We start from the raw sequence: 13,530 nt of genomic DNA, 5'->3' as shown, positions 1-13,530 counted from the left end.
GCGTTTGCGCGGCCGCCGCGCACGCGACGAAGGAGCAAGCGGCGGTCGCGCAAACGCGAGCCACAAGGGGGCCGCGAACACGCCGCGACGAAGTCGCGGCAAATTGAACACAGTAGGCTGTGGCCGTGTCGAGACGAGCCGATGGCAGGGCGGACGATGAGCTCCGCGAGGTCCGGATCACCCGTGGTTTCACCACGCATCCAGCTGGTTCGGTGCTGGTGGAGTTCGGGCAGACGCGGGTGATGTGCACCGCGAGCGTCACCGAGGGGGTGCCGCCGTGGCGGCGTGACTCCGGGTTGGGCTGGCTCACCGCCGAGTACGCGATGTTGCCAGCTGCGACGCACACTCGCAGCGGGCGGGAATCGGTGAAGGGCCGGATCGGCGGACGGACCCAGGAGATCAGCCGTCTGATCGGCCGCTCGCTGCGCGCCTGCATCGACCTCGCCGCGATCGGGGAGAACACCATCGCCATCGACTGCGATGTGCTCCAGGCCGACGGCGGTACCAGGACGGCCGCCATCACCGGCGCCTACGTGGCGCTGGCGGATGCCGTGACCTATCTCGGCGCGGCGGGCGCGCTGGCCGACCCGCAGCCGATCTCCTGTGCGATCGCCGCGGTGAGCGTCGGCGTGGTCGACGGCCGGGTGCGGGTGGATCTGCCCTACGAGGAGGACTCGCGCGCCGAGGTCGATATGAACGTGGTCGCGACCGATACCGGAACGCTGGTGGAGATCCAGGGCACCGGCGAGGGCGCCACCTTCCCGCGCTCCACGCTGGACAAGTTGCTCGATGCCGCGCTCGCGTCCTGCGAGCAGTTGTTCGTCGTGCAGAAAGAGGCGCTGGCGCTGCCGTATCCCGGTGTGCTTCCCGAGCCCGCCGAGTCGAAGAGGAAGTGATGACCCGCCGTCTGCTGGTGGCCAGCCGCAACACCAAGAAACTGAACGAACTGCGCCGCATCCTCGACGAGGCGGGCATCGCCGGAATCGAGATCGTCGGATTGAACGATGTTCCCCCGTACGACGAGGCGCCCGAGACCGGCGCGACGTTCGAGGAGAACGCGCTGGCCAAAGCGCGCGACGGCGCCGTGGCCACCGGATTGGCTTGCGTTGCCGACGATTCCGGTATCGAGGTGGACGCGTTGAACGGCATGCCGGGTGTGCTGTCGGCGCGCTGGTCGGGCAAGCACGGCGACGACGCGGCGAACAACGCGCTGCTGCTGGCACAGCTGTCGGATGTGCCGGACGAGCGGCGCGGCGGGCGGTTCGTGTCCACCTGCGCGCTGGTGGTGCCCGGCGGCGCGGAGACCGTGGTGCGCGGCGAATGGCCCGGCTCGATCGGGCGGAAGCCGGTGGGCGACGGCGGTTTCGGCTACGACCCGCTGTTCGTCCCGGAAGGCGGCGATGTCACCGCGGCCCAGTTGACGCCCGCCCAGAAGGACGCGGTGTCGCATCGCGGGCGGGCGCTGGCCCAGTTGACGCCCGCGCTGGCTGCGCTCGCCGAAGGCTGACGCCTCAGACGCCGAAGGTCTGCTTGACCTGCTTGGCGTTGACGTGTTCGACGAAGAACGACAGCAACGGGATGGTGCCCGCGAGCAGGGTGCCGACGGTGCGCAGGACCGGCCAGCGGACCTTGACCGCGAGGTCGGCGGTGACCAGCAGGTAGACGAAGTACACCCAGCCGTGCACGACCGCGATCCAGCTGGGGGTGGCCACGTCGAAGCCGTACTTGGCGATCATCTCACCGGTGAGCAGCAGCAACCAGAGGCCGGTGATCCAGGCCAGCGCCCGATAGCGCAGCAGCGCCGGACCGATCTTGGCGGCGTTCCCGGCCCTGGCCGGGGCAGCGGTGGTCTCGGTGGAATTCTCGCTGGTGGTCAACCGGCGCTCCTCTCGCGGGTGTGCAGGCCTGCCGTGCGGACCTGTTCTTCGATGTCGTCGGCGTGCAGCGCGGCGAGGTATCGGTTGTACTCGGCGAGCACGGGGTCTTCATCCCGGACGGCCTTCGGGCGCTCGGGCAGCAGTCCCGCCGGGAGTTCGGTCGGCGCGATCGGCTTCGCGGCGCGCCTGGCTGTGGGTGCATCGCGCCGCGAAGCCGCGGCGGACTCGTTGTTTTCCTCTGGTTCGCCTGCCTCGCGTTCCAGCCGCACGAACCGGAAGTAGGCGAAGACGGCGAAACCCGCGAACAGGGGCCACTGCAGCGCGTAGCCGAGATTCTGTGCGGTGCCGGTCGCGGACTCGTACCGTTCCCACTGCCACCAGGCCAGCCCCAGGCAGCCCAGCGCGGCGACGATCACCAGCGCGATGAGGGCCGGGCGGTTGTGTGCCGAGCGGCGGGGTGAGGCGGACACGGCTTCTACGGTACCCGTTCTACTACGCGGGCCGTAGAACAAGGTGCGCCGTCCCGCGCCTGCTGTGACCACGGTCATCGAGGCGACGACCGGTGCGGAGCGGACCGGCGCTCGGGGCGGTGTCGGATGCAGAGACGAGCGGCCGCGCGCCCGCTGCCGGATGTGGCTTCCGATGTGGCAGCGGGCCGCTGCAAATCACGCAGTCGTCACGAGTGGTGCCGCTCGCCGCCATGTGGCAACGCGCATCGGGCGTCCGCTCCGGCGCGTGCCACCGAGCGCGCGGCCGGACTCCGCCTGCGGTGAACTCGACGAGTCGGCCCGGTTCGACCGCAGGGGCCGCGCGCACGACGCGGACCCTTCCGGGCGCATCGACAACCGGGCCCCGGCGTGCAGTTGCCCACTGACTGCTCCGGTGTTGCTCCGCTCAGAACGAGTAGGTGACTCCGGTCTTGCGCTCCGACTCTGCCCACAGCCGCTGCCACAGGTCCTTGTTCTGCGACAGGCGGGTGGACGACGAGGGTTTCACCGGGCCCTGGCTGCCGAAGAGCCGGGTCGGGCCCCAGTAGGTCTCGGGATCGGCGTCCGGCATGGTGGCGGCGAACAACGTCGAGTGCGCGGCCTTGGCGGGCGAGTGCCCGATCAGGCGGATGAACGGCTTGGAGATGTGGTCGAGCGGGGTCTCGGTGTGCGCGAAGAGGTCGGTGGCCGAGACACCGGGGTGCACCGCGTAGGAGCGCTTGCGGGAGCCGGATTCACGCAGCCTGCGCTGCAGTTCACGGGCGAACATCAGATTGCACAGCTTGGCCTGCGCATAGGCGAGATTGCGCTGGTAGCGGCGCTTTTCGTAGTCGAGGTCGTCGATCCAGAGCTTCGGCGTCTGCTTGTGCGCGATGCTGGAGAGGGTGACCACCCGATCGGTGATCCGGTCCAGCAGGAGGCCGGTGAGCGCGAAGTGCCCGAGGTGATTGACGCCCCACTGGGTCTCGAAGCCGTCTTTGGTTCGCGAGAACGGGATGTTCATCAGGCCGGCGTTGTTGACCAGGACGTCGAATTCGCCGCTGTCGTCGGCGAACTTGCGTACCGAGGACAGATCGGCCAGGTCCAGTTCCGCCACGCGGACATCGCCGTCGATGCCCGCGGCGACCTCTTTCGCCTTGACCGCGTTGCGGCAGGCCATGATCACGGTCGCGCCCTTGGACGCCAGGACTTTCGTGGTGACGGCGCCCAAGCCGCCGTTCGCGCCGGTGATGACAAAGGTGCGTCCCGTCTGGTCCGGGATCTCAGCTGGTTTCCACGCCATGCGCCAACCTTACTCTGGAGTAAGTTTCCGGGGAAGATATCGGCATCGATCGTCTCAGACGCAAGGGCTCGTGTCGCGGAACGCGCCCGCGACACGAGCTGTCGGCCGGGTCGTTCAGCGGCCGCTGCCGATGGGTTGCCCGAAGGCGGCCGCGAGTACGGCACCCACCGTGTCGCTCCACACCTGCCAGGTGGCGGGGTCCAACGTCATCGAGCCGACATCGGTGATGGTGACGCCGCCGGCCACCGGCGCGCCCGCGAAGCGGTCCTTCAGCCACAGCAGCGCGCGCGGTGCGGCGATCGGGTCCAGGGTCAGGTGCTCGCTGAAGTGGTCGCGGATGTACTCGACCCGCGCGCCCGGGTCCTCGGCATAGGTTCCGACGAGCTCGTTGACCGGTCCGACCGGGATCAGCCAGTCGGCATTGGCCTGGTACATCAGCATCGGCATGTCCGGCACGGCCTTGCCGAGCTTCGTCTTGTGCAGCACGTCGGCGACAGCGGGGTCGGTGAAGGGATTCTTCGCCAGCATCCCGAGGTTGTCGGCGAACGGGAACAGCGCGGCCTGGTAGCTGGCGCAGAGTTGTTCCTTGCCCGCGATCATGAGCTTGCCCAGGCCGTTCGCGTTCTCGTCGAGGAATTTCCGCAGCTCGGGATATTCGCGCGAGACGCCGAGCGCGCCCGCGAAGATCAGCCCGGCGGAGAGATTGCCGTTGGCCATCCGCAATGCGGCCGACAGGTCGGCGGGGATGCCGCCCTCCGCGGTGCCGACCACGTTGAGTTCGGGTGCGTAGTCGCGCTTCAGTTCGGCGGCCCAGCCGGTGGCGATCGCGCCGCCGGAGTAGCCCATCATCCCGACCCTGGTCCCGGTCCCGGACAGTTGCATCGGTGCGAAGTTCTCCGCGGCGCGAATGCCGTCGAGCGTGATCCGGCCCGCCAAAGGACCTGCGGCGTAAGCCGAGTCGGGCCCCTGGTGGTCGGGGATCACCGCGGCCCAGCCTTGGGCCAGTGCGGCCTGCACCTCGAGGAACTGGGCCGCCACCAGGGTGGAGCCGGTCAAGGTCGCGGGGATGGAACCCATCTGGAGTTGATACGACGGCATGCAGTAGTTGCCGGTCGAGTCTTCGGCGATCTGGTAGGAGAACAGCGGCCGGTCGGCGACGTAGCCGCGCGGCTTGATCACCGTGGCCACGGCGGGGATGGCCTCGCCGCGGGAGTTGGTGGAGCGGTAGGACAACTGCCAGGCGTCCACGTTGACCGGGAGCAGCGACAGGTTCGCCAGATTCACCTGGCGTGCGGCGATGATCTGGCCGGGGGACAAGTCGGTGTAGGTCTGCGCGGGCGGGCGATAGAACGCCGGGTCGAAGCCCGGCGGCAGCGGCGGAAGGGGGAACGGCAGTGCGGGCTGGACCACCGGATCGTCCGGCGCGGGCTCGGCGGCTGCCGAGGCGGGGAGGAAGGGCAGTCCCACCGCCACCACGGCGAGCGCCGCGAGCAGCTTCGGTGCGTGCTTGCGCGAAATGACCACGCGAGAACCTCTTCGTTCTGTGAGCCACATTTGTGAGCCCCATCGGTTTCAGACTGGACCCGAGTATGCGGCGTCATGACCCGGATCACAAGTACGAATCGGGCGGCGGCCAAGGCATGCGGGGTAGTTCGTGGTCGCCGGGATTTCGCTACGGTGAGAGATATGACGGCGACAGTGGGCAGGCAATACGGCGGGCGTGCCGTCGTGGAGCGGAAAGCCGAGCGGCGTCAGCGGTTCCTCGACGCGGCCACCCGGATCTTCGCCGAGCGCGGTTACGCCGATTGCTCGCTGGCCGACGTATGCGCCGCCGCGGGTCTGTCCAAGCGTCAGTTCTACGAGGAGTTCCAGACCAGGGAGGACGTTCTGGTCGCCGCGTACGACCGGATCCAGGACGAGGCCGCCGCGGCCGTGGTCGCGCGGATGGACGCGCTCGACCCGCGGTTCGACCTGCGCGCCGCGATGACCGCCGTGGTGACCGCTTATCTCGAGTCGATCGGCGCCGATCCCTACCGCGCCAAGGTCGCCTTCATCGAAGTGGTGGGCGTGAGCGAACGGATGGAGCGCCACCGCCGCGAACGCAGGCACGCGTGGGCTTCCGTGCTGGAAACCCACGTGGTTCCGGTGGTTGCTCCCGGTTCGCGGGTGCGCGGCACGCCGGGGTGGGGGGCGAGCGCCTTGATCGGCGCGATCAACGGGCTGGCGCACGAGTGGGTGCTCGCCGATCCGCGTCCGTCGGTGGCCGAACTCGTCGATCTGCTCGTGCCCATCGCGATGTCGCTCATCGAGCGGCCGGAGGAAGCGCCGGAGGGCGAACCCGGCTGATTCGCTGCCGTGTCGCTGGATATCCATCGACGCGGCAAAAGCCCATACTGGGCTGATGGCCGGTTCGGTTGCTGTCGCCGCGGACCCTGTTGCCCCGATGGGCAGGGCCAAGACAAACATCGTATTCGGCACCATCGTGCTCGGCATGCTCATGGCGGCGCTGGACCAGACCATTGTGTCCACCGCGCTGCCCACCATCGTCGCCGACCTCGGCGGGGCGGGGCACATGGCGTGGGTGGTCACCTCGTACCTGCTCGCCGAGGCGGTGGCGACCGCCCTCGCCGGAAAGCTCGGCGATCTGTTCGGCCGCAAGCTGGTGTTCCAGATCAGTGCGGTGATCTTCATCGTCGGCTCGATGGTCGCAGGCCTGGCGAACGGCATGCTGGTGCTGGTCCTCGCTCGCGGGATCCAGGGCTTCGGCGCGGGCGGACTGATGGTCACGTCGATGGCGCTGATCGCAGACATCATCCCGTTGCGGCAGCGGGGTAAGTACCAGGGCGCGCTGGGTGCGGTATTCGGCGTGACCACGGTGATCGGTCCGACGCTGGGCGGCCTGTTCACCGACCACGCCAGCTGGCGCTGGTGCTTCTACGTCAACGTGCCGGTCGCGGTGGTGATGATCGCGTTGGCGGCCCGCACCATCCCACGGGTGCGCGCGGCGGCCAGGCCGATCATCGATTACCTCGGCATCGGCTTGGTGGCGCTGGGCGTCTCCTGCCTGATCCTCGGCCTGGAATGGGGCGGGCAGCAGTACGCGTGGGGCTCGCCGACGATCGTCGGCCTGTTCGCCGCGGCGGCTTTCCTGCTCGTCACGTTCGTCGGGGTCGAGTTGCGCGCAGAGGAACCGATGCTGCCGATGGGGTTGTTCCGCAGCCGGGTGTTCACGGTGTGCTCGATCCTCAGTTTCATCGTCGGCTTCGCCATGCTCGGCTCGATGACCTACCTGCCCGCGTATCTGCAATACGTCGACGGTGTTTCGGCCACCATGTCGGGTGTTCGCACACTGCCGCTGGTGGTGGGCCTGTTCACCACCTCGATCCTGTCCGGGCAGGTGGTCGGCAAGACCGGGCGCTACCGGTACTTCCCTATCGCGGGCACGTTGGTCATGGCGCTCGGCCTGTACTTGATGTCGACGATGGGCCGGACCACCGGCACATTGCTGGAGTCGCTGTACATGCTGATCCTCGGCCTGGGTATCGGACTGGCGATGCAGGTGCTCACCATCGTCGTGCAGAACACCGTGCCCTACGCCCAGCTGGGTACCGCGACCTCCGGTGTCACGTTCTTCCGCACGCTCGGTAGCGCCTTCGGGACGGCCATCTTCGGCACGCTCTACAGCAACCAGATCGGCCCCAACCTCGCCGCCGCGCTGGCTCAGGTGCGCGTGGTGCCACCCGAGGTCGCGGCGGACCCGCAGGCGTTGCGCGCGTTGCCCGCCGAACAGTCGGCGCCGATCATCGATGCGTACGCGGACTCGATCGATTACGTGTTCTTCTGGGTCGTTCCGATCGTGTTGGCCGGATTCGTGGTCGCGTGGTTCCTGCCCGAGGTGCCGCTGCGTGACAGCGCGCGGGCGGGAGCGGGCGATGTGGGCGAAGGGTTCTCGGTGCCCGACTCGCCCGATCGGCTGGTGCAACTGGAACGCGCCATCGCGGGCACCATGCACCGAGCGGGGGCGGAGGATCCGATCGGCGCGCGCATCCTCGCCGACGCGGACAGCGACCTCACACGCGGTGAGGCATGGGCGCTCGGCCAGGTGTATCTGCGCGACCGGGTGCGCGGTGACGCCACGCTGGCCGGAATCGCCTGGGCGCACCGAGTGCCCCAGGAGGTGATCGAGCCGATCTACGACCAGGTCGGCGCGGAGGGCTATCTGACGCGAGAGGGTAAACGCTTGCGGCTCACCGATTCCGGTGCGGCCGAGATGGATCGGATCAAGGCGGCCTGGCGGCGCTGGCTCGACACCAGGCTCGACGACTGGAACGAGGCCGACCCGGCCGATCGCGCACTGCTGGATCAGGCGCTGACGAACATCGCCACGAAGTTGCTGGAGGACCACGCGCGCGAGCAGGAAACGGTGCCCGCCTGACCGCTCTTGCGGTCGATTACTCGTAGACGTATATTCGTAGACGAGTAAGGAGGAGGTGCCGCGATGAAGAAACGCAAGGTCGACAACCTGCTGGCGCTCGCGGTGCTGTCCGTGATCGTCGAGCGCCCCATGCATCGCTACGAAATCGCCCAGACCCTGCGTGACCGGGGCAAGGACCACGACATGGCGATCAAATGGGGTTCGCTCTACACGGTCGTGCAGAACATGGCCAAGGTCGGGTTCCTCGAGGTCGTCGGCAGTGAACGGGCGGGCGCCCGTCCCGAGCGAGTCATCTATCGGATCACCGACGAGGGTCGCGCCGAGATGGCCGATTGGACCAGGGAACTGCTGTCGACTCCGGAACCGGAACCGCACCGGTTCGTCGCGGGGCTGTCGATTCTCGCTGTGCTTCCGCCCGCCGAGGTGGTCGAACTGCTCGCCACCCGCCTCGAAGCGCTGGATCGAACCATCGAGACCGTACGTCGTGAACTCGGCGAACTCGCGGGCGCGTTGCCGCGATTGTTCATCGTCGAGTCCGAGTTCGGACTGGCGATGCTCGAAGCCGAGGCGGCGTGGACGCGCTCGCTGCGCGCGGAACTGACCGAGGGCACCTTCCCCGGACTGGCGCAATGGCGCGAGTGGCACGAGCGCGGCGCGCTGCCGTCGGAGGTCGCCGAAATGGTGGAGAGGGGGATGGCCGAGGACTAGCCGAGAAACCGGACCCGGCGAAGGTGCGGCAACACCGCCGCCGGGCCCGATCGAACAGTCTCGAACCGCGCCCGCGAACGCGCACCCGGCTACAAGGCTGGCAACCACAGGATAACCGGGTGGGTGGCGCGTGTGTCGGTCCGGGAACCGAAACCCATATCGCACGAATCCTGGAGACACCCATGTCCACAACACGTACCGCCCTGGTGATCGGTGGCGGCATCGCCGGCCCCGTCGTCGCGACGGCCCTGCGCAAAGCGGGCATCGACGCCCGCGTCTACGAGGCCTATCCCGGCCCTTCCTATGGCATCGGCAGCGGACTCGCGCTCGCGCCGAACGGCGTCGCCGCGCTCGACATCATCGGGGCGGGCGACCCGGTCCGCGCCATCGCGCTTCCGGTCCGCAACATGAACATGTCCGTCGGCGCGAAGGTGCTGGCGATGCCCGGCATCCCCGATATGCCGCCGCTGCAACTGGTCGATCGCAGCGAGCTGCACCAAACGCTGCACCGGCACGCGGTCGCGGCGGGCGTTCCGTTCGAGTACGACAAGCGCCTGGTCGATGTGCGCGAGGACGCGTCGGGCATCACCGCCCAGTTCGCCGACGGCAGCACAGCCACCGCCGACGTGCTGATCGGCGCGGACGGCATCCGCTCGCGGGTGCGCACGCTGATCGACCCGAAGGCGCCCGGCCCCGACTACACCGGCATGCTCGGCTTCGGCGCGACCACCGAGTGCGACGCCGACATCCCCCCGGACACCATGACCTTCGCGTTCGGCAAGCGGGCCTACTACCTGTACTGGCCGCTCGGGGACGGGCGGGTGGCATGGGGAGCGAACCTGCCGCACAAGGAGTATCTGTCGCTCACCGCCGCGCGGGCGGTGCCGAGCGCGCACTGGTTGCGCATCCTGCGCGAGGTCTACGGCGACGACACCCCTGGCGGCGAGCTCGCTCGGCGCACCACCGAGGAGCAGTTGGAGGTGGTCGGCGCGCTGCACATCATGCCGCCGGTGCCGCACTGGTATCGCGGGCGGATGGTGCTGGTCGGCGATGCGGTGCACGCTCCGTCCAACAGTTCCGGTCAGGGCGCGTCGCTGGCGATCGAGAGCGCCGTGCAGCTGGCCCGCTGCTTGCGTGATCTGCCCGCTCCGGAGGCGTTCGCGGTGTACGAGCGCTTGCGGCGCGAGCGGGTGGAAGGCGTCGCGGCGCGCGCGGCGAAGATCAATCACAGCAAGACGCCGGGGCCGGTGGGACGCAAGGTCATGCAGTTGCTCATGCCGGTCATGGCCAAGACCGTGATGAAACCGGAGAAGACCATGGGCCCGGAGCAGCGCTACCGGATCGACTGGGACGCTCCCGCCGAGCACGAGCTCGCGTCGGTCTGAGTCGGCCGGAGGTCCCTCGGGTCCGAGCGACCCGGGGGACCTCCGGTGCGGCTATCGGCGGCGGAATAGAGTTGCGTGGTGAGCGATAGGGATTCCGATGGAAATCTGGATCTGAACCAGTTGCGCACCTTCCTGGCCGTGCACCGGGCCGGTTCGATCACAGCCGGGGCGCGGCTGGTCGGCTTGTCCCAGCCGACCGTGACCGGCCAATTGCAGGCGTTGGAGAAGCGGCTCGGCGCGCGACTGTTCGACCGATTGCCGCGCGGCGTCGCGCCGACCGCGGCGGCGACCGAGCTGGCGGCGCGCATCGCCGCGCCGCTGGACGCGCTGGACACCGTGGCGGGTCCGGTCCACCGGGCCGAACCCGCGCCACAGCCCGCCGTTCGTCTCGCCGGACCCGCCGAGTTCCTCGCGGTGCACGGGCTCCCCGCGCTGGCGCCACTGGTCGAGCGAGGGGTTCGACTGGCGGTCCACGCGGGGCTGACCGACGACTTGCTCGGCGGGCTGCGGGCCGGGCACTTCGACCTGGTGGTGTCGACGGTCCGGCCCAGAGGCCGGACGGTGGTCGCCGAACCGCTGGGTGACGAGGAGTTCGTGCTCGTCGCCGGGCCGCAGGTCGCCGCGCGCGTCGACGGCGACCTGTTGCGGACCAAGGGCCCGGTCGCGTTGTCCGATGTTCCGCTGGTCAGTTACGCCCCGGATCTGCCGATCCTGCGCCGGTATTGGCGGCACGTCTTCGGCGTCCGGCTCGCCGCCGAGGCCGCGGTGGTCGTCGCCGATCTGCGCGCGGTCGCCGCGGCGGTCGCGGCGGGCGCGGGGATCAGTGTGCTGCCGCGATATCTCTGTGCGGCCGAACTGGATTCGGGATCGCTCGTCGCGCTGTTGGAACCGGAGGACCCGCCGATCAACACGGCATTCCTGGTGCGTCGGCCCGGACCCGCTGTCCGCCCGCACGTCGAGCTGGTCCGTCAGCGGCTGACCGCCGCGGCGCTGCACTGGTGAGCGCGGGCCCGCTCAGTATCGCGCCGCGCGGTCGCGCAGAATTCGCGCGGTCCGCTCGTCGCCGGGCAGGAACGCCTCCAATTGCAACTCGGCGAGCGTGACGTCCACCGCGGTGGCGAAGGAGGTGAGCGTGGTGATCAAACGCAATTCCCCTTCGGCGCAGCGCAGGCGCAGCGGCACCGCGAAACCGAGATGGTCCGGTCCCGGTTCGGCCTGGGGCAGATACGTCTCCAGCTCGGCGATCAGCTCGTCCAAGGCGGGATCGGGGCTGCGGGCCATCCGGTTGCGCAGCGCCTCGGTGACGTGCCGTCCCCATTCCGGCAGGTTGACCACGCGGGCGGCCAAGCCGTCCGGGTGTAGCGCGAGCCGCAGCACGTTGACCGGCGGCTCCAGCAGCCACGGCGCGGCGCCCTCGGTGAGCACCTCGAAGGCCGAGTTGGCGGCGAGCAGGACGCCGTGCGGCCGGACCACCAGCGCCGGGTAGGGCAGGTGGCCGTCCAGGATCGCCCGCAACGCCTCCAGCATCGGCGCCAATTCCACGGTATCGAGCGCCGATTCGGGGAAGACCGGCGCGTAACCCGCGGCGAGCAGCAGTCCGTTGCGCTCACGCAGTGACAGCTCCAGTGATTCGGCCAACCGCACCACCATCGTGCGTCCGGGGCGTGAGCGGCCCTGTTCCAGGAAGCTGAGATGACGCTGCGTGGTGTCGGCGCGGATCGCGAGATCCAGCTGGCTGACCCGTCGCAGCGTGCGCCAATGCTTGAGCTGCCGGGCGAACCCGGTGGACTCGGCCGCCGTCGTCATGGCAGCAGTATCGGGCGTCGGGCGGCGGCTTCGCCATACCTTGCGGGGAATCGCGCAGGCTCCGAACGACGGCAAGACTCCGTCCCATGAGCAATCAACTCGATGCACAGGAACTGTCCCGATTCGCCGATCGCTACATCGCGCTGTGGAACGAATCCGACGCGCAGGCCAGGCACAAGCTGATCCGGGAACTGTGGTCCGAGGACGGCGCCCAGGTGCTGGTGGATCCGCCGCAGGAGATGCGGGAAGCGCTTGCCCGACTGTCCTTCCCGATCCCGACCGTGCAGATCCGCGGCTACGAAGCGCTGGACCGGCGCGTGGATCGCGCCTACGAGGAATTCGTCGCCCCTGGTGAGCACGTGTTCGTACCCAAGGGGCAGGCGGTTCGTCTGTCACTGAATCTGATCGGCCTGACCTGGCACATGGTGACGAAGACCGACGGGGCGGTCGTCGGCGGCGGATACGACGTCATCGCGCTCGACGACGCGGGCCGGATCCGGTGGGACCACCAGTACATCGGTGTCGCGTGATGCGGGCCGTCGCCTACCATCTCGACCCCGCGCGCGGGGCGGCCGCGCTGACCGTCGCGCCGCAGGAGATGCCAGAGCCAGGGCCACGCCAAGTGGTGATCCAGATGCTGGCGGCGTCACTGAATCGTCGCGATCTCATGTTGCTGGACGGAACGTATCCGCTGCCCGCGACCCCGGGCGTCGTCCCGCTCAGCGACGGTGTCGGCGCGGTGATCGCCGTGGGCGAGGAAGTGACGCGCGCCGCGCTGGGCGACCGGGTGACCGCCTCCTACTTCGTCCGCTGGATCGACGGGCCACAGCGCCAAGCGCACGTGGTCGAGCAGTACGGCGCCACCTATCCCGGCATGCTCGCCATGTACGCGGTGCTGGAAGAGGATTCGGTGGTGCACGTGCCCGACCATCTCACCGACGTGGAGGCCGCCACGCTGACCTGCGCCGGAGTGGTGGCGTGGGCGGCGCTGACCACGCCGCTGCCGGTGCTGCCCGGCGAGACCGTCTTGACCGTCGGCAGTGGATCGGTGGGCCTTTTCGGTGTGCAGCACGCGAAAATGCTGGGCGCTTATGTCATCTCGGTGACCTCGAGCGCGCGAAAGGCCGAGCGGCTGCGCGCGCTGGGAGCCGACGAGGTGATCGATCGGAGCCGGACACCGGACTGGGAGCTGGCCGTGCTGGACCGCACCGGAGGCGACGGTGTGGAACACATCCTCGACGCGGTGGGCATGCCGACCCTGGCGAAATCCGTGCGGTCGGGCGGATACAACGCGCGGATCACGATGATCGGCGCGTTGCCCGCCACCGACGCGCCCGTAGGCAACCCGTTCGGGACGTCGTATCTGTCGATTCGCCGCATCGCGGTGGGCAGCCGGACGCAGTTCGAGGCGATGAACCGAGCGATCACCGCCCACGGGATGCGTCCCGTCATCGACCGCGTGTTCGCGTTCGAGGAAGCCGAAGCGGCCTACCGGTATTTCCGCACCGGAGACCCCTTCGGGAAGGTGGTGATCGAGTTCCCCTAGGAC

At 69.0% G+C, this 13,530-nt stretch carries 14 protein-coding genes; 9 read left to right on the top strand and 5 right to left on the bottom strand.

The window, feature by feature from the left end; all coding sequences use genetic code 11:
• The first annotated feature begins 125 nt into the window (after window positions 1–125).
• A complete protein-coding gene (gene rph, locus AB0L97_RS16750; protein WP_355075601.1) occupies window positions 126–896 on the top strand; it encodes a ribonuclease PH in 771 nt (256 codons plus the stop codon).
• The gene (rdgB, locus tag AB0L97_RS16745; RefSeq protein WP_355075603.1) at window positions 896–1,507 is read left to right on the top strand and encodes an RdgB/HAM1 family non-canonical purine NTP pyrophosphatase; all 612 of its coding nucleotides are present in this window, start codon (window positions 896–898) and stop codon (window positions 1,505–1,507) included. Before rph ends, rdgB begins: the two co-directional genes overlap by 1 nt.
• 4 nt (window positions 1,508–1,511) lie before the next feature.
• Here rdgB and AB0L97_RS16740 read toward each other — a convergent pair whose 3' ends face one another.
• From AB0L97_RS16740 to AB0L97_RS16725, 4 genes are all read right to left on the bottom strand, one after another.
• Window positions 1,512–1,811: a DUF3817 domain-containing protein gene (locus AB0L97_RS16740; protein ID WP_245562483.1), complete on the bottom strand. Its 300-nt coding sequence runs from the start codon at window positions 1,809–1,811 to the stop codon at window positions 1,512–1,514.
• Between the two features lie 62 nt (window positions 1,812–1,873).
• Entirely contained in the window at window positions 1,874–2,347 is a 474-nt protein-coding gene (locus AB0L97_RS16735; RefSeq protein ID WP_364430142.1) for a transcriptional regulator, read from the bottom strand.
• A 424-nt stretch (window positions 2,348–2,771) separates the two neighbouring features.
• On the bottom strand, window positions 2,772–3,647 hold the full coding sequence (locus tag AB0L97_RS16730) for an oxidoreductase (RefSeq protein WP_356966897.1): 876 nt from the start codon (window positions 3,645–3,647) through the stop codon (window positions 2,772–2,774).
• A 114-nt stretch (window positions 3,648–3,761) separates the two neighbouring features.
• Window positions 3,762–5,171: a lipase family protein gene (locus tag AB0L97_RS16725; RefSeq protein WP_364430138.1), complete on the bottom strand. Its 1,410-nt coding sequence runs from the start codon at window positions 5,169–5,171 to the stop codon at window positions 3,762–3,764.
• A gap of 162 nt (window positions 5,172–5,333) precedes the next feature.
• Between AB0L97_RS16725 and AB0L97_RS16720 the strand changes: the two genes are divergently transcribed.
• From AB0L97_RS16720 to AB0L97_RS16700, 5 genes are all read left to right on the top strand, one after another.
• Window positions 5,334–5,993: a TetR/AcrR family transcriptional regulator gene (locus AB0L97_RS16720; RefSeq protein ID WP_364430135.1), complete on the top strand. Its 660-nt coding sequence runs from the start codon at window positions 5,334–5,336 to the stop codon at window positions 5,991–5,993.
• A 55-nt stretch (window positions 5,994–6,048) separates the two neighbouring features.
• Window positions 6,049–8,082, top strand: coding sequence for an MDR family MFS transporter (locus AB0L97_RS16715; RefSeq protein WP_364430132.1), 2,034 nt, complete (start codon window positions 6,049–6,051; stop codon window positions 8,080–8,082).
• A 63-nt stretch (window positions 8,083–8,145) separates the two neighbouring features.
• Window positions 8,146–8,790, top strand: coding sequence for a PadR family transcriptional regulator (locus AB0L97_RS16710; protein WP_364430129.1), 645 nt, complete (start codon window positions 8,146–8,148; stop codon window positions 8,788–8,790).
• 182 nt (window positions 8,791–8,972) lie between these two features.
• A complete protein-coding gene (locus tag AB0L97_RS16705) occupies window positions 8,973–10,175 on the top strand; it encodes an FAD-dependent monooxygenase (RefSeq protein ID WP_364430126.1) in 1,203 nt (400 codons plus the stop codon).
• A 78-nt stretch (window positions 10,176–10,253) separates the two neighbouring features.
• Window positions 10,254–11,177, top strand: a complete 924-nt coding sequence (locus AB0L97_RS16700; RefSeq protein ID WP_355075618.1) for a LysR family transcriptional regulator — start codon at window positions 10,254–10,256, stop codon at window positions 11,175–11,177.
• A 12-nt stretch (window positions 11,178–11,189) separates the two neighbouring features.
• On the opposite strand, the gene AB0L97_RS16695 is transcribed toward AB0L97_RS16700, so the two are convergent.
• Entirely contained in the window at window positions 11,190–11,981 is a 792-nt protein-coding gene (locus AB0L97_RS16695) for a helix-turn-helix transcriptional regulator (RefSeq protein ID WP_364430123.1), read from the bottom strand.
• A gap of 86 nt (window positions 11,982–12,067) precedes the next feature.
• Between AB0L97_RS16695 and AB0L97_RS16690 the strand changes: the two genes are divergently transcribed.
• A complete protein-coding gene (locus AB0L97_RS16690) occupies window positions 12,068–12,511 on the top strand; it encodes a hypothetical protein (RefSeq protein WP_364430120.1) in 444 nt (147 codons plus the stop codon).
• A complete protein-coding gene (locus AB0L97_RS16685; protein ID WP_364430117.1) occupies window positions 12,511–13,527 on the top strand; it encodes an NAD(P)-dependent alcohol dehydrogenase in 1,017 nt (338 codons plus the stop codon). Before AB0L97_RS16690 ends, AB0L97_RS16685 begins: the two co-directional genes overlap by 1 nt.
• Window positions 13,528–13,530 lie beyond the last annotated feature (3 nt).

It is taken from the genome of Nocardia sp. NPDC051911 (genome assembly GCF_040681035.1).
Lineage (GTDB): Bacteria > Actinomycetota > Actinomycetes > Mycobacteriales > Mycobacteriaceae > Nocardia > Nocardia sichangensis.
Note: the sequence above shows the minus strand (reverse complement) of the source record. Positions and strands in the feature narration are given on the sequence as shown.